Origin of the sequence: uncultured Clostridium sp., assembly GCF_947039605.1 — a bacterium.
Taxonomy (GTDB): domain Bacteria; phylum Bacillota; class Clostridia; order Clostridiales; family Clostridiaceae; genus Sarcina.
In genome coordinates, this window is the sequence record NZ_CAMQZG010000022.1 from 12,886 (window position 1) to 27,102 (window position 14,217).

A 14,217-nucleotide genomic window follows, 5' to 3' on the forward strand; every position below is an offset into this window, starting at 1 on the left:
CTATGAAAAGACTTGGGATATCAGTTTATCCAAATCATACATCAATAGAGGACAATATAGCATATGTAGACCTTGCAGCAAAATATGGTTTTGCAAGAATATTTACATGTCTTTTATCAGCAGCTGATAAAGAGGTTGAGGAGATAGTTGCAGAATTTAAAGGGTTAGTTGATGTTGCTAACAAACATGGAATGGAGGTTATTGCTGACCTTGATCCTGCTGTTTTTAATAAGCTTGAAGCATCAATAACTGATTTATCGGTATTTAAAGAAATGGGTCTTGCAGGTATTAGACTTGATATGGGCTTTAGTGGAAGCGAAGAATCAATCATGTCTTATAATAAGCATGGTTTAAAAATAGAACTTAATGTAAGTAATGGTACTAAGTACGTTGATAATATACTTTCATATCAGGCTAATCTTCAAAATGTATATGGATGTCATAATTTCTATCCTCATGTTTATACAGGATTGTCATATAGCCATTTCATTAAGTGTAGTGAGCAATTTAAAGAGCTTGGAATCAAAACTGCTGCTTTTGTTAATTCACCAACAGCTGAGTTTGGACCATGGCCAGTATCAGAAGGTCTTTGTACTTTAGAAGAGCACAGAAATCTTTCTATAACAACTCAAGCTAAGCATTTATTTGCAACAGAGGCTATTGATGATGTTATTATTGCTAACTCATTTGCAAGTGAGGAAGAATTAAAAGCTCTTAGTGAGTTAAATAAAGAAATGTTAGAGTTCACTGTTGAACTTAATGATGATATTAGAGAAATTGAAAAGATTATAGTTTTAGATGAGTTCCACTATAATAGAGGGGATAACTCAGAGTATATGGCTAGAAGCACACAAAGTAGAGTTAAGTATAAGGGAACACCATTCCCAGCTTATAATACACCAGATATCAAGAGAGGGGATATATTAATAGATTCAGACCTTTACTCAAGATATGCAGGTGAACTTCAGGTTGCATTAAAAGATATGAAAAATTATGGAAAAACAAATGTTGTTGGACATATAGTTGAGGAAGAAGTTTTCTTACTTGATTATATTAAGCCATGGAGCAAATTTGGTTTTAACATTAAAAAATAGTGGGGTATTAGTTATGAATAAAGGCGTTAAGATAGTTACAATTGGAGGGGGGTCTTCTTATACTCCTGAACTTGTTGAAGGATTTATAAAAAGATATGATAAACTTCCTGTTAGAGAACTTTGGCTTGTAGATATTGAAGCTGGAAGAGAAAAACTAGAGATAGTTGGAAATCTTGCGAAAAGAATGGTTGAAAAAGCTGGAGTACCTATGGAGATTCACCTTACACTTGATAGAAGAAAAGCTTTAAAGGATGCAGATTTTGTTACAACTCAATTTAGGGTTGGTCAACTTGATGCAAGAATTAAAGATGAGAGTATTCCGTTAAGTCATGGGATGATAGGTCAAGAAACTAATGGAGCTGGTGGGATGCTTAAGGCATTTAGAACTATACCAGTTATTTTAGATATTGATAAGGATATTTCAGAGCTATGTCCAAATGCGTGGATGATAAACTTTACTAATCCAGCTGGGATGGTAACTGAGGCTCTTGTTAGATATGGTACAAATAAGAAAGTTATTGGTCTTTGTAATGTTCCAATTGGGATGGAAAAGGCTGTTGCAAGTATTATGGATGTTGAGCATAGCAGAGTTAGAGTTGATTTTGCCGGTTTAAATCATATGGTTTATGGTTTAAATATGTATGTTGATGGTAATGATGTGACTAAAGAGGTTATTGATGGGATGGCAAATGGTAAGCTTGGGCAAATAGTTAAAAACGTTTCAGATTTTGACTGGGATCCAGAGTTTATTAAGGCTTTAGGTGTTATGCCTTGTCCATATCATAAATATTATTATCAGACAGAAGAAATGTTAAATGATGAGATAGAAGAGTTCAAGAAAGGTAAAGCTAGAGGCGAATTTGTTAAAGAAGTAGAGAAGGAATTATTTGAACTTTATAAGAATCCTAATTTAGATGAAAAGCCTACACAACTTGAAAAAAGAGGTGGAGCATACTATAGTGATGCTGCTTGTAGGCTTATCACATCAATATATAATGATACAAGAGATATTCAGCCAGTAGATATTAGAAATAATGGAGCTATTCAAAATATTGATAATGATTCTGTTGTTGAGATTTCATGTATAATTACAAAGGATGGTCCAAAGCCAATAAATATTGGTGTACTTCCTGTAAGTGTTAATGGACTTGTTCAGCAAATTAAAACTTTTGAAAGATTAACTATCGAGGCTGCTATTGAGGGGAACTATGGTAAAGCACTTCTTGCTTTAGTTGGAAATCCATTAACAGCATCAGATAAGACTGCAAAGATTGTTTTAGATGAACTTTTAGAAGCTCATAAAGAATATCTTCCAAATTTCAAAAAGTATTTTGAAGAAAAAAATAGTTAATATAAATACTCTAGTTAAATAAATTTTAGCTAGGGTATTTTTAACTTAATTTGAGAGAATTCTCCCACTTCAAGCTTTAGCTAAGTGGTGAGTAGTTCACTATAAGTTGGCTACATAAAAAAGATTGTTGTAACTAGACTAGCACTTTTACATATTTTATTATTATAGATAATTTGTAAAGAGTGGTGATTAGTCTTGGAATTTAAACAAAAGAAAAATATTGATAATCTATTTTCAGCAGGCGTAATGAGAATTGAAACAGAAAATTATATTATAAGAGGAACTAGGAGTGGTGATTGGGAAGATATGATAGAGATATATCAAAATAAATATCTTCATAAGTATAGTAAAGTACAATATATTTTAACTGAAAAAATGGCAATAAATCTTATGACAAATATAAATTATAATTTCACTTTAAGAGAGGCTATTACGTGGATTATTGAAAGAAAGATAGATGGAGAAAAACTTGGAATAATTTCACTAAGTAATATTTCTCATACTGATAAGAAAGCAGAGATTGGGTATGCTGTTAAGCAAAGTGCTATGAAAAAAGGTGTAATGGGTGAGTGTTTAGAAAAGGTTATAGATATTCTTTTAGAATTAGGTTTTGTAAGACTTGAGGCAAATGTATATAGAAAAAATATTGCATCAATTAAATTATGTCAGAAAATTGGGTTTGAAAATGAAGGGTTGAGAAAAAAATATTTATTTAATCAAGATACAAACACATATTTAGATAGTTATATTTTTGCAGTTGTGGATATAAAGAAAGTAAAGGTTAAGAGGAAGGTTAATAAATAGAAATTTGGAGGAGTTAGATTGGATAAGGTTATTTTGGTTATTATGGCAATATTTTTTGTTTTAGGGGGTATTGATTATATTTTAGATAATAAGTTTGGTATTGGTGAGAAGTTTAAAGAGGGAATAAGCTCAATAGGTCTTTTAGTTTTATCTATGACTGGTATTTTTGCTATTTCACCAATTATAGGGGAATTTTTAAGAGGAATATTTGTGCCTGTTGCAGAGGTTATGGGGATAGATGCAGCTATATTTCCATCTATGTTTCTTGCTATTGATATGGGTGCTCTTGGGATTAGTAGTGAGCTTGCAGCAAGCTCTGATATGCATATAGTTTCTGGAGTTATAGTAGCTTCAACTCTTGGGGCTACACTTAGTTTTTCTATTCCACTTGCACTTGGGATAGTTGATAAAAGGCATTCTAGTGAATTATCTAAGGGGATAATTTATGGAATTGCCACTGTCCCTATAGCTGCAATATGTTCAGGGATAATGCTTGGGATGAGTTTGAAAGTTTTATTTGTAAATTTACTACCTTTATTTATTTTAACTGGAATTATAATTATTGGAATGCTTAAATTTGAAGGTGTAATGGAAAAGGTTTTTAATATTTTTTCTAAAGGGATATTAATGGTAAGTCTTAGTGCACTTATTATGCTTGGAATAAATTCTATTTTAGGAGTAGAGGTTATAAAGGGTATGATTCCAATAAATGATTCACTTGCTGTTGCAGGGAAAATTGGGATATTTTTAGCAGGTGCTTATCCATTTTTAGAGATAGTTACTAGATATTGTTCTAAATATTTTAGTAAAGTTTCAAAAAAACTTAAGATAAATGAAAGTTCTATAATAAGTTTACTTGCAGGGCTTGTATCTAATATTATAATTTTTCAAAATTTTGATAAACTTGATAGAAGAGGCAAAGTTATTTGTTCGGCATTTAGTGTTAGTGGTGCATTTGTTTTAGGAGGACAGCTTGGATTTGTTTCTGCTGAGGTTCCAAATGCTGTTACAATTTATATTGTTTCAAAGATTTTAGCAAGTATTTGTTCTATTGCATTATCATGTATTATGATAAATAAAGAGGCTGAATGTTTAAAATGAAAATTATACATAAAAATAGCTAACAAGAGCAATAGTGCTTTTGTTAGCTATTTTTTATTTTTTGCCTAATTCATAAATTTGTTGGTATGCACTAAGTGTTTTGCTTGCAGTATTTTTCCACGAGAATTCTTTTGAAAGAGTTAATGATTTTTCACTAAGTTCTTTTAAAAGTTTGTCATTGTTTAGTAGTGTTATAAGTTTTTCTTCAAGTTCTACATTTGAGTATGGATCAAATAAAAGATCTTTAATTTTAACTACTTCAGGTATTGAGGTAGTATTTGATGAGAGGGCAGGAGTTCCACAGCTCATTGCTTCAAGTGGTGGTAGCCCAAAACCTTCATAAAATGATGGGTATACAAATAAGCTACAACCATTGTAAAGAGTTGGTAAATACTCTTCTTCTATAAATCCAGTGAAAATTATTTTATCTGAATTAGTAAGTGTTTTGCTTAGTAATTCTAATCTTTTACCTTCCTCACGAAGTCCTCCAACTATAAGAAGTTTTACATCTTTGTTTAAGTTTTTGCAAATATTATCAAAAGTCTCTAGAAGTCCTTGAATATTTTTTCTTGTGCTAAAACCACCAATATACATAATGTAATCACTAGTAAAATCAAATCTTTTTTGAACATTAGCCAATGTTTGAGCTTTATCTAGTGGTTTATATTCAGTATTAGCAGCAAGTGGAGTTACAAATATTCTCTCACTTGGAAAGCTTGGGAAAAATTTTAGGATATCTTTTTTTGAGTATTCTGAAACTGTTAAAATACCATCACAGTTTTCTATTACTAGCGGTATTTTTTTTAGGAAATTTTTAAGGTAGCTAGGACCAGTTGTTTCTGGTAATACATAAGGTATTAAGTCATGTATTGTAACTATATTAAGATTATTTTCATTGGTGGTTAAACCTATTCCATTTTGTGGGACATGGAAAATTTCTATATCATTATTTTTAATATATTCTGGCATATAAAACTCTTCAAAAAAACCTTTATGCTTTCTAGAGCTCATAAGAATTGTAGTGTTTTGAGCTTTATAGTCATTAAAGGTTGCACCAGAGCAAAATAAGTGATATTCATTTGTTTTATCAATAGATATAAGACCTTGTAAAAGGTTGTGTGTATAAGTACCAATGCCAGTTCCTCTATACCAACTAGCACCTCTTGAATCGATAAGTATTTTCATAAGCCACGTCACTTCCAATCTTACTTATAATATTAATAATATTATTTAGTTACTCATAATATTATTAATATTACTTAAGTTCTATAAGTGTGAATGTAACAAGCTAGAAATCTTAGCATAGAATAAAATAAACCTATTTTAGGGGGTTATACAGTGGATTTTGATAGAGTAAGAAGAATAGTAGAAGATAATTATGGAATAAAAGTAAGTAAGATTACAAAAAGAAAGAATGTTTATAGGGTAAGAGCTGGTTTTAGAGAATATTGCTTGAAAGTTATAAACTATGAGTTTTCACATTTTTATTTTATTTTATCTGCAATTAAACATTTAGATGCAAATGGATTTAGAGGAACACCAAAGATAATACCTACAGCAACTTATAGGGATTATATAAAATTTGATGAGAAATTTGCTTATTTAACTGAATGGATGGAGGTTAGAGAGGCAGATTATGATAATACTAATGATCTTATTTTAACAGCTAAAAAAGTAGCAGAACTACATAAATGCAGTAAGGGCTTTATTGTAGATTCTAATATGAAGCCAAGGGTTGGCTGGGGAAGTTGGACAGGTGTATTTGAGACAAGGTTAGAAGAAATTTTAGATTTTGAAAATAAGATAAAAGAAAAGAAAAATAAAACAGAGTTTGATATAACATACATTAGATTTTTAAATGATGAGATTGAAAGAGGTATGCTTGCAATAGAAGATTTAAAAGAGAGAAGTAAGTACAATGAATATATGGCAAAGGAACTTATGGGACTAGGTTTTTGTCACCATGATTTAGCGCATCATAACATTTTAGTAGGAAGAAATGATGAGATAAGTATTATAGATTTTGACTATTGCATATTAGATTCACATCTTCATGATGTTGCTAGTCTTTGTATGAGGGCTATGAGAAATGGGAAGTGGAGCATTGATAAGTATGAAAGTATAACAAGGGCATATTCAGAAGATGGAAATGGTCTTACAAAGGATGAGGAGAAAATAGTTATTGGATTTTTAGAATTTCCACAAGATTATTGGCAAGTTGGACTTCAGTATTATTGGGAAAAACTTGATTGGAGTGAAGAAAGATTTATGGGAAGGCTTAGAAATTATATCGTAGATAGAAACGGGAGAAGAAGGTTTATAGAAGCATTAAAGGAAAGGAACAAGTAATTTCTATGAGAAGAGAAGATTTACTTAAAAATTTTTTGGGACATCACAATATAAATTTAATTGATAGAGGTGTTATAAAGAAAAAATTTGATATTTTAGAGGCAATTGATGATTTAACAAATTTTCATAGTTTTGTATGTGATAAAAAAGATTATAGTCTTGGGCTTATTAGTGAGGCAGGAAGAATTAGACAAGAACAAAAGAATTCACTAATTAGGATGAAGAGGCTTCAAAATGAAAGTGATTTTAATTTAACTGAATTAATAAATTATGCTAGTGGGTGTATTAGTGAGCTTAGCGACTTAGAATTTTGTTCTATGATTAATAGAAGTTATAAAAACTCTGAAATAACACTTGGGAAGATTTATCAAAATTTATATAGAGAGAAGGATATTTTACAAGTTTCAGATACGACTAGAATTAGATTTGGAATGATAGAAGATGATTTTATAAAGCTTGTTAAAAGAGTGAAAAGACGAGAGAAAGACATAGATTATTTAGCTATGACTGATGAGTTTGTAGAGAAGGCAAAGCTAGATAATCTAAGTAGGATTTATATTAAATCTGCTTTGGATTATCCAGAGGAGGCGGCAAATTATTTATCTTTTGTGTATCTTAGAGACTTTGATGATGAGAAAGTAAAAGAAAAACTTGCTGATATAGAAAGAGATTTTAGAGTTTTTTAGGAGGTTTATATGGGGAGAGTAAGATATAGAGATGCGAAGTATCTTTGCAAGTATGATTTAGATATTGAATTTTTTAGTGAATTAGCACTAAATATAAATGATTTATGGCCTACAAGAAATATTTTTATTTTAGATTGTGAAGAGGGTAAGAAAATTCTAAAGATTATTAATTATGATGAAGAAAAACTTGGGTTTATAGTTGATATTCTTGAGTATCTTAAAAAAGGTTATGATGGTATTCTTAGTATAAATAAGTTTGATGATGGTAGATATAAGGTGGAGAGAAAGGGAAATACTTATATTCTTTTAGACCTTATAGAAGGTGTGGAGTGTAATCTTAATAATCCTATGGATTTGGAGGCAACAGGAAAAGCTATTGCTAGTCTACATTTAGCAGGGCGTGGAGTTTTAGAGGTTTTAGGAGAAAAACATAAAGATAAAATATCACTGGGGAATCTTAGAGAAAGATTTGAGGAAGGTATAATAAATCTTGAAAAGTGCACGAGTCTTGCGAGTGTTAAAACATATAAAAATGAGTTTGATAAGATATTTTTAGAAAATGTAGATTATAATTTAGCACTGATGAAAAAAGCTATAGAGCTTTTAGACAAGAGTAGTTATAAAGAACTTTGTAAGGATAATGATTATATATCAGTATGTCATAATGATCTTGCTTATCACAATATGATTGTAAATGGAGGCAAAGTTAATTTTATAGATTTTGATTATGCAAATATAGATTTGAGAATTTTAGATGTATATAATTTTACTTTTAAAACCTTAAAAAAACATGCTTTTAATTTAGAAGTCTATAATAAGGTAATTTCTGATTATGATAGTGTATCAAAATTATCAGGGGCAGAACTTGAAATATTATATATTCTACTTTTATATCCAAGTGATTTTAATGCTATAAGTAGAAATTACTATTTTGCATTAAAAGATTGGAGGTATCAAAGTTATCTTAATAAACTTGAAAACAAAATTTTTCACAGAAAAGAGAAAGAGCTTTTACTTCGTGAAATAGAAAAAAACAAGAGAGAAGATCTTGTGAAGGATTAAATTTATTAAAAAAGCTACATGATGTTAATTTTAATCATGTAGCTTTTAGCTATTGTAGTTTAATTGTATTTTCATATGCGTTTATAGTTTCCCTTGCTGTTTTATGCCAACTAAATTTTGCAGATTGATTTAGCCCTTTTTGAATTAAGTTATTTTTAAAGTCTAAATCGGTAGCAAGTTTAATTATAGAATTTGAAATGTCAGAAACATCTGATGGATTTATAAGCATTGTAGAATTATCTACAACTTCGGGTATAGAAGTTAAATTAGAGGATATTACAGGCGTTCCACAAGCCATAGCCTCTATTGGTGGAAGTCCAAAACCTTCATAAAAAGAAGGATATACAAGCATCAATGCAGAGTTATAAAAGATAGGCATATGATTTGTTGGGATAAATCCAGTGAAAATAACTTTATCTTCTATACCAAGAGCGATAGCTCTATTTTTATATATTTCATATGAAACACCTTTTCTTCCAATAACAACAAGTTTAGTTAAGGGTGATAAAGATGGGTATGAAGTACAAAAAGCATCTATAAGACCAAGTATATTTTTTCTAGGACTAAAACCACCAACATATAAAATATAATCATCATTTAAATTATAATTTTCTTTTAAAAATGATTTACATGTATTTTTATCAAGTGGTTTATACTGACTTTCAGCAGCAAGATGAGTTACAAAAATTTTCTCTTTTGGAAATCCAAGAGTTTTATGTATATCATCTTTTGAGTAATTAGAAACTGTTATTATTCCACTAATGCTATTTAAAATTTTAGGCAGTTCTTTATCAAAAATACTTAAGTAGTTATCACTAACCGTTTCAGGCATTTTTAGTGGAATGATATCATGCAAAGTTATAATTTGTGGGATAGATGAGTTATTTGTTATACCGATACCATTTTGAGGTATGTGATATAAATCAGAATTTACATCTATTAAATTAGGAGATTTTATATCTTCCCAAAAATTATTTTTAGTGAATTCTTCTGAGAATTTTAAGGAAAAATTGTTTTTAAGGTTCAAATCTAACTTGGAATTTTCAGAAATATAAACATTATATTGGTGAGTTGTATCTATTTTATTTAGGTTATTTAACAATTGATAAGTATAATTTCCAATGCCGGTGCCTCTATAAAGAGTTGAGGCTCTGCCATCTATTGCTATATTCATTATAAATCCTTTCAGTATGGCTATATTATTATTATATTATTAATAGTTAAAAAATGTTAATAAATAAAAGTATATTGACATATAAATATATTGGGGGTGAATAATTATGATGAGGGAATTTGAAATAGAAAGACAATTTGACATTAAGATTGATACATTAAAACCTAGTAAGGGAATATATTATCTTAAAACTAACAAAGGTGATAGATGTTTAAAGAGAATAAATTATGGAACACAAAAACTTTTATTTGTTTACGGTGCAAAAGAACACTTAATTCAAAATGGTTTTGATAAGATAGATAGATATTTTTTAAACATAGATGAGGAGCCATATGCTTTAGTTAATGAAGATTTATATACTTTATCAGATTGGATAGAAGGTAGAGAGTGTGATTTTCATAATATAGATGAAGTAAAGCTTGCAGCACAGGCGCTTGCAAGATTACATGAGGCTAGCAAAGGGTATGATCCACCAGAAAATTCAAAACTTAAAACAGATATAGGAAGATGGCCAAGTCTTATGGATAAGAGAATAAAAGCTCTATCTAAGATGAGAGATATGGCAAGAAAGAAAAATATGAAGCAAAATTTTGACCTTACGTATATAAAAACTGTTGATTTTTATAAGGATTTAGCAATAAGAGCATCAAAGCTTTTAAATGCGTCTGAATATGAGGCAGTATGCGAAAAAAGCGAAGAAGAAAAAATATTTTGCCATCATGATTTCACATATCATAATATAGTTATAGATGATAATAACGATTTACACATTTTAGATTTTGATTACTGTAAAAGAGAGATAAGAGCTTTTGATATAGCTAATTTTATGATTAAAGTTCTTAAAAAAGTAGATTGGGATTTAGAATTTGCAAAGGCTATTATAGAGAGCTATAGCTCTGTGTCAGCAATTGAAGAAAGAGAGTACAAAATTATATTAGCATTCCTTCTTTTCCCACAAAGATATTGGAGACTTGCTAATAGACATTATTATAATGAGGTGACTTGGGGGGCGACTACCTTTACTAAGAAAATCCAAAATATAATAAATGAAAAAATTTTATATACAGAGTTTATTGAAGCATTCAAGGAAGAGTACTCTTTAAGCGAATAAGGTTATGAAAAGATTAAGTTTAAAATCATGAGAGGTTTTATTAAAACAGTTAAAATATGAAAGTATTTAACTTTTTAGTAGAACCTTTTATGTTTACTTAAATACATAATGAATAAAAAGTGACTTTAAAAGTAACAAATCTGGCTATTAGTGCATAATATAAGAATTATACAGACAAAGGGGTCACGCTTATGAAGATAGGAGATTATGTTGTAAGAGAATCTTATGGAAAAGATATTATCTTTAAAGTAATGGATGTTAAGGATAATAATGATGGTAGTAAGTCGTATGTATTAAAAGGAATTAGCATAAGAATATTAGCGGACTCAAGAGAGGATGACTTAATAGTAGTTGATGATGATTTTGAGGCTGATATAGATAGGATGTTTAATTCAAGAGTTAATAAGGCGATTAAAAATGTGATGGACAGAAGAGGAGGAGGATGTAGCTTTCCTAGCAATAAGAGAGAATCTCCCAGTACTAGAAGAGATAGTAGAAGTGAATCAAGAGGAGAAGGACGAGGAAAGTCAGGTAAAATAATTAAACAAGAAAATTTAGTTTTTGGAAGACCAGGAAAAATTCTTCATATTGATGGAGATGAGAATTACTTAGAAAATTGTTTGAAAGTTTATAAACAATTGCAGTTAGAGGCTGTTGGTAGGGCTATAAGTGAAAAAGACCAACCAAGTCAAATTTTAAACATAGTTAAAGAGGTAAAGCCAGATATTGTGGTATTAACAGGGCATGATGGCTTATTTAAAAATAATAAAAATTATTTAGATGAAAATAGTTATAGAAATTCTAAATATTTTATGGAAGCTGTAAAAGCACTCAGGGAATATAATTCTAGTTATGATGAACTTGTTATATTTGCAGGAGCTTGCCAGTCATTTTATGAAGGGATATTAGATAGTGGGGCAAACTATGCTAGTTCACCAAGTAGAGTACTTATACATTGTTTAGATCCAGTTTTTGTTTGTGAAAAAGTAGCTTATACAGCTATGGACAAGGTTGTTCAGATAACTGAGGTCATAGAAAATACTATAACAGGCATAAAAGGGGTTGGAGGGCTTCAAACTAGAGGAAAATATAGGGAAGGTTACCCAAAATCACAATATATATAGTAATTTATTCGAAATTTTGAATAATATCCTTTGAACTGGTAATAATAAATAGGAATTAGTAAAGAAATATATTGACAAAAATATTACTTTGGTGCTAAAATATTTAATTTATTTGACATCCAAAGTTTTACAGTATATACTAAAAGGAAGGAAGAAGGTGTTAAAATGGATAAGAATAGAACAGTATCATCTATCAAAAGAACACTAGAGAGCCATTTAGGCGAGAAAGTTATGCTAAAAGCAAACGGTGGTAGAAAGAGAATTTTAGTTAATGAAGGCGTATTAGAAAGTGTTTACGCAAGTATTTTTGTAATAAGATTACAAAAGGACAACCAAAGGACAGTCACATATAGTTATTCAGATGTACTTACAAATACAGTTCAATTAGATTTTGAAAGTTAGATGAATAGAAGAAAAAAGCTCCTTTGGCATAGGGGTTTTTTTATTTGCGTAAAAAAAAGAAAGATGGTGGGTTTCCATCTTTCAACTATGGTATAAAAGGGTATTGAGAATTTATGAGAGGTTATATGGTCAATAACCACTTTTATAATACGATATTTTTCGACAAGTGTCAACTATATTCAATGAAAAATTCGACAAAAAATGATAAAGAAATTAGAAAAGAACAATTAGCCTTTAAAAATTAAATATATTCTTTAAAAAATTTCAAAAAAGTGGAATTAAAATAGCTTAAGTTTTATATATTATAGTAGGTAGAATATAGGAGGTACAATATGGCTAATTTAGATCTTATAAAAGAAAATGTAGAACTTCAGATACAAGTTGGAGAGAATTCAAACGATGATATCATAAGAGAAGAATATCTTATTTCTGATACGCTTCCAGATGTAAGTGATATTTTATCAGTTGATGTTGATAAAAAAATTACAAAAGCAGAAGTCGTAGATGGAAAGGTATTAGTAGAGGCTGATATTAAATATAGCATAATTTATTTATCAGATGAGGAAGAAGGAAAAGGCGTAAATAATGTAGTTTATAAAAGTAAGTTATCAAACTTCATAGACATATTAGGAGCAGAGCAAGGAATGTTTTGCAATGTGGAGTGTGAACTAGAACATATTAATGCAAGTCTTATCAATGAAAGAAAAATAAATGTAGAGGCTTATTTTAGATCAAAAGCTGATGTTTATAAAAATGAAGAGTTTGAATTTGTTCAAAGTGTAGAAAATAGAGCTGATATACAAACAATAAAAAAAGTAGAAACTGTAGATAAATCTATTTATGGAACTACAAAAAATATATCTTATAGCTCAGAATTAAAAGTTAGTATGGATAAAAGTCAGATTGATAAAGTAGTTAAGTTTGATTACTTATTACATAAAAAGGACGTTAAGCTTTATGATGATAGAGTTTTATATTCTTGCTATGCAAAAGTAAACGTAGTATATAAATCAGAAGAGTCAAAAGAACTATGCCTTTTAGAGGATGATATATTTATATCAGATGAAGAAGAGGTAATTGGTGTATCAGCAGATTATAATTGCGATTTTGATTTTAATATTGTCAATGCTGATTATGCAGTAGGACAAGATGATTTAGGTGAGGAAAGAATTATTAATATTTCTTTTGATGTTAAATCAAATCTTAAAGTTTTAAAATCTGAAGAAATTGAAGTTATAGAAGATGCATATTCTCCAGAGAAAGAGTTAAATTTGATTAAAGAAAAATCAATTTTTAGTATTAGATATGGTGAGGGTTGCACAGAAGCTATTGCAAAAGATAATGTTAAACTTGAAGATGATGAACCGATTTTAGTAATAAGTTCAAAGGGTGAAATAGTGTCTATTGAGACAGAAGTAATTAGTGGATGTGTTAATATTGATGGTACTCTTAAAGTTAATTGTCTTTACAAATCTGCAAATGAAGATAAATGCTATGGAAGTAAAGAAATAGATTTACCATTCACAGGAGCTATAGAAATTGCAGGGTTAACAGAGGATATGGATGTAGTAGTTAAAGGAACATTAGAAAGTTTAACTACAGCAATTGAAGCAGGAACAATAGCTGTAAAGGGCATTGTCTCATTTATTGCAAAAGCATCATATAAAGAAGAAAAAGAATATATCAATACAATAGAAGAATGTGAAGAGTCAGAGGCTCCTAAAAAGAAAGCTTCAGTAACTATTTATGTTGTTGAATGTGGAGATACTATTTGGAAACTTGCTAAGAAGTATAATACAACAATGGATGCTATAGCAAGTGCTAATGGAATTGATTTGTGCGATATTCTTGAAATTGGAACAAAGTTAATAATTCCAGGAAGAGCTACAATCTAAATTTAAAAAAGAAGATTTAAACACCTAAAATAAATTATTTTAGGTGTTTTTTGCATAAAAAAAT

13 protein-coding genes are annotated in these 14,217 nt (G+C 29.5%); 11 read left to right on the top strand and 2 right to left on the bottom strand.

What is annotated here, in order from left to right; all coding sequences use genetic code 11:
* Positions 1 to 2: 2 nt before the first annotated feature.
* From Q0V24_RS09645 to eutH, 4 genes are all read left to right on the top strand, one after another.
* Complete coding sequence (locus tag Q0V24_RS09645; RefSeq protein WP_297520881.1) at positions 3 to 1,094, top strand: MupG family TIM beta-alpha barrel fold protein; 1,092 nt, start codon at positions 3 to 5, stop codon at positions 1,092 to 1,094.
* A 13-nt stretch (positions 1,095 to 1,107) separates the two neighbouring features.
* Complete coding sequence (locus tag Q0V24_RS09650) at positions 1,108 to 2,445, top strand: 6-phospho-beta-glucosidase (protein ID WP_297520883.1); 1,338 nt, start codon at positions 1,108 to 1,110, stop codon at positions 2,443 to 2,445.
* Between the two features lie 195 nt (positions 2,446 to 2,640).
* Complete coding sequence (locus Q0V24_RS09655) at positions 2,641 to 3,249, top strand: GNAT family N-acetyltransferase (protein WP_297520885.1); 609 nt, start codon at positions 2,641 to 2,643, stop codon at positions 3,247 to 3,249.
* A gap of 18 nt (positions 3,250 to 3,267) precedes the next feature.
* On the top strand, positions 3,268 to 4,350 hold the full coding sequence (gene eutH, locus Q0V24_RS09660) for an ethanolamine utilization protein EutH (protein WP_297520887.1): 1,083 nt from the start codon (positions 3,268 to 3,270) through the stop codon (positions 4,348 to 4,350).
* Between the two features lie 54 nt (positions 4,351 to 4,404).
* Here eutH and Q0V24_RS09665 read toward each other — a convergent pair whose 3' ends face one another.
* Positions 4,405 to 5,535: a glycosyltransferase family 1 protein gene (locus Q0V24_RS09665; protein WP_297520889.1), complete on the bottom strand. Its 1,131-nt coding sequence runs from the start codon at positions 5,533 to 5,535 to the stop codon at positions 4,405 to 4,407.
* Between the two features lie 153 nt (positions 5,536 to 5,688).
* On the opposite strand from Q0V24_RS09665, the gene Q0V24_RS09670 reads away from it, so the two are divergent.
* The 3 genes from Q0V24_RS09670 to Q0V24_RS09680 are packed head-to-tail and all read left to right on the top strand — an operon-like array spanning position 5,689 to position 8,447.
* Positions 5,689 to 6,699: a CotS family spore coat protein gene (locus Q0V24_RS09670; protein WP_297520891.1), complete on the top strand. Its 1,011-nt coding sequence runs from the start codon at positions 5,689 to 5,691 to the stop codon at positions 6,697 to 6,699.
* Between the two features lie 5 nt (positions 6,700 to 6,704).
* Entirely contained in the window at positions 6,705 to 7,385 is a 681-nt protein-coding gene (locus tag Q0V24_RS09675) for a hypothetical protein (RefSeq protein ID WP_297520893.1), read from the top strand.
* Between the two features lie 9 nt (positions 7,386 to 7,394).
* Positions 7,395 to 8,447 carry a CotS family spore coat protein gene (locus tag Q0V24_RS09680; protein ID WP_297520895.1) on the top strand — a complete coding sequence of 351 codons (1,053 nt, stop codon included), beginning with the start codon at positions 7,395 to 7,397 and terminating at the stop codon, positions 8,445 to 8,447.
* 49 nt (positions 8,448 to 8,496) lie between these two features.
* On the opposite strand, the gene Q0V24_RS09685 is transcribed toward Q0V24_RS09680, so the two are convergent.
* Positions 8,497 to 9,621, bottom strand: a complete 1,125-nt coding sequence (locus Q0V24_RS09685; RefSeq protein ID WP_297520897.1) for a glycosyltransferase family 1 protein — start codon at positions 9,619 to 9,621, stop codon at positions 8,497 to 8,499.
* A 106-nt stretch (positions 9,622 to 9,727) separates the two neighbouring features.
* Here Q0V24_RS09685 and Q0V24_RS09690 point away from each other — a divergent pair, with 106 nt between their 5' ends.
* The 4 genes from Q0V24_RS09690 to Q0V24_RS09705 all read left to right on the top strand — a co-directional run bounded on the left by Q0V24_RS09690 (position 9,728) and on the right by Q0V24_RS09705 (position 14,153).
* Positions 9,728 to 10,732 carry a CotS family spore coat protein gene (locus tag Q0V24_RS09690; protein WP_297520899.1) on the top strand — a complete coding sequence of 335 codons (1,005 nt, stop codon included), beginning with the start codon at positions 9,728 to 9,730 and terminating at the stop codon, positions 10,730 to 10,732.
* Positions 10,733 to 10,923: 191 nt separating this feature from the next.
* Positions 10,924 to 11,856, top strand: a complete 933-nt coding sequence (gene yabG / locus Q0V24_RS09695) for a sporulation peptidase YabG (RefSeq protein WP_297520901.1) — start codon at positions 10,924 to 10,926, stop codon at positions 11,854 to 11,856.
* A gap of 165 nt (positions 11,857 to 12,021) precedes the next feature.
* Positions 12,022 to 12,258 (top strand): Veg family protein, encoded by a 237-nt coding sequence (locus tag Q0V24_RS09700; protein WP_297520903.1) that lies wholly within the window; start codon positions 12,022 to 12,024, stop codon positions 12,256 to 12,258.
* Positions 12,259 to 12,590: 332 nt separating this feature from the next.
* On the top strand, positions 12,591 to 14,153 hold the full coding sequence (locus Q0V24_RS09705) for an SPOCS domain-containing protein (protein ID WP_297520905.1): 1,563 nt from the start codon (positions 12,591 to 12,593) through the stop codon (positions 14,151 to 14,153).
* Positions 14,154 to 14,217 lie beyond the last annotated feature (64 nt).

Excerpts from the sequence above, each read along its gene's own strand:
- Q0V24_RS09665 (WP_297520889.1), bottom strand. The coding sequence starts at position 5,535 with ATGAAAATACTTATCGATTCAAGAGGTGCTAGTTGGTATAGAGGAACT.
- Q0V24_RS09645 (WP_297520881.1), top strand. The coding sequence starts at position 3 with ATGAAAAGACTTGGGATATCAGTTTATCCAAATCATACATCAATAGAG.
- Q0V24_RS09650 (WP_297520883.1), top strand. The coding sequence starts at position 1,108 with ATGAATAAAGGCGTTAAGATAGTTACAATTGGAGGGGGGTCTTCTTAT.
- yabG (WP_297520901.1), top strand. The coding sequence starts at position 10,924 with ATGAAGATAGGAGATTATGTTGTAAGAGAATCTTATGGAAAAGATATT.
- Q0V24_RS09700 (WP_297520903.1), top strand. The coding sequence starts at position 12,022 with ATGGATAAGAATAGAACAGTATCATCTATCAAAAGAACACTAGAGAGC.
- Q0V24_RS09690 (WP_297520899.1), top strand. The coding sequence starts at position 9,728 with ATGATGAGGGAATTTGAAATAGAAAGACAATTTGACATTAAGATTGAT.
- Q0V24_RS09675 (WP_297520893.1), top strand. The coding sequence starts at position 6,705 with ATGAGAAGAGAAGATTTACTTAAAAATTTTTTGGGACATCACAATATA.
- Q0V24_RS09680 (WP_297520895.1), top strand. The coding sequence starts at position 7,395 with ATGGGGAGAGTAAGATATAGAGATGCGAAGTATCTTTGCAAGTATGAT.
- Q0V24_RS09685 (WP_297520897.1), bottom strand. The coding sequence starts at position 9,621 with ATGAATATAGCAATAGATGGCAGAGCCTCAACTCTTTATAGAGGCACC.
- Q0V24_RS09705 (WP_297520905.1), top strand. The coding sequence starts at position 12,591 with ATGGCTAATTTAGATCTTATAAAAGAAAATGTAGAACTTCAGATACAA.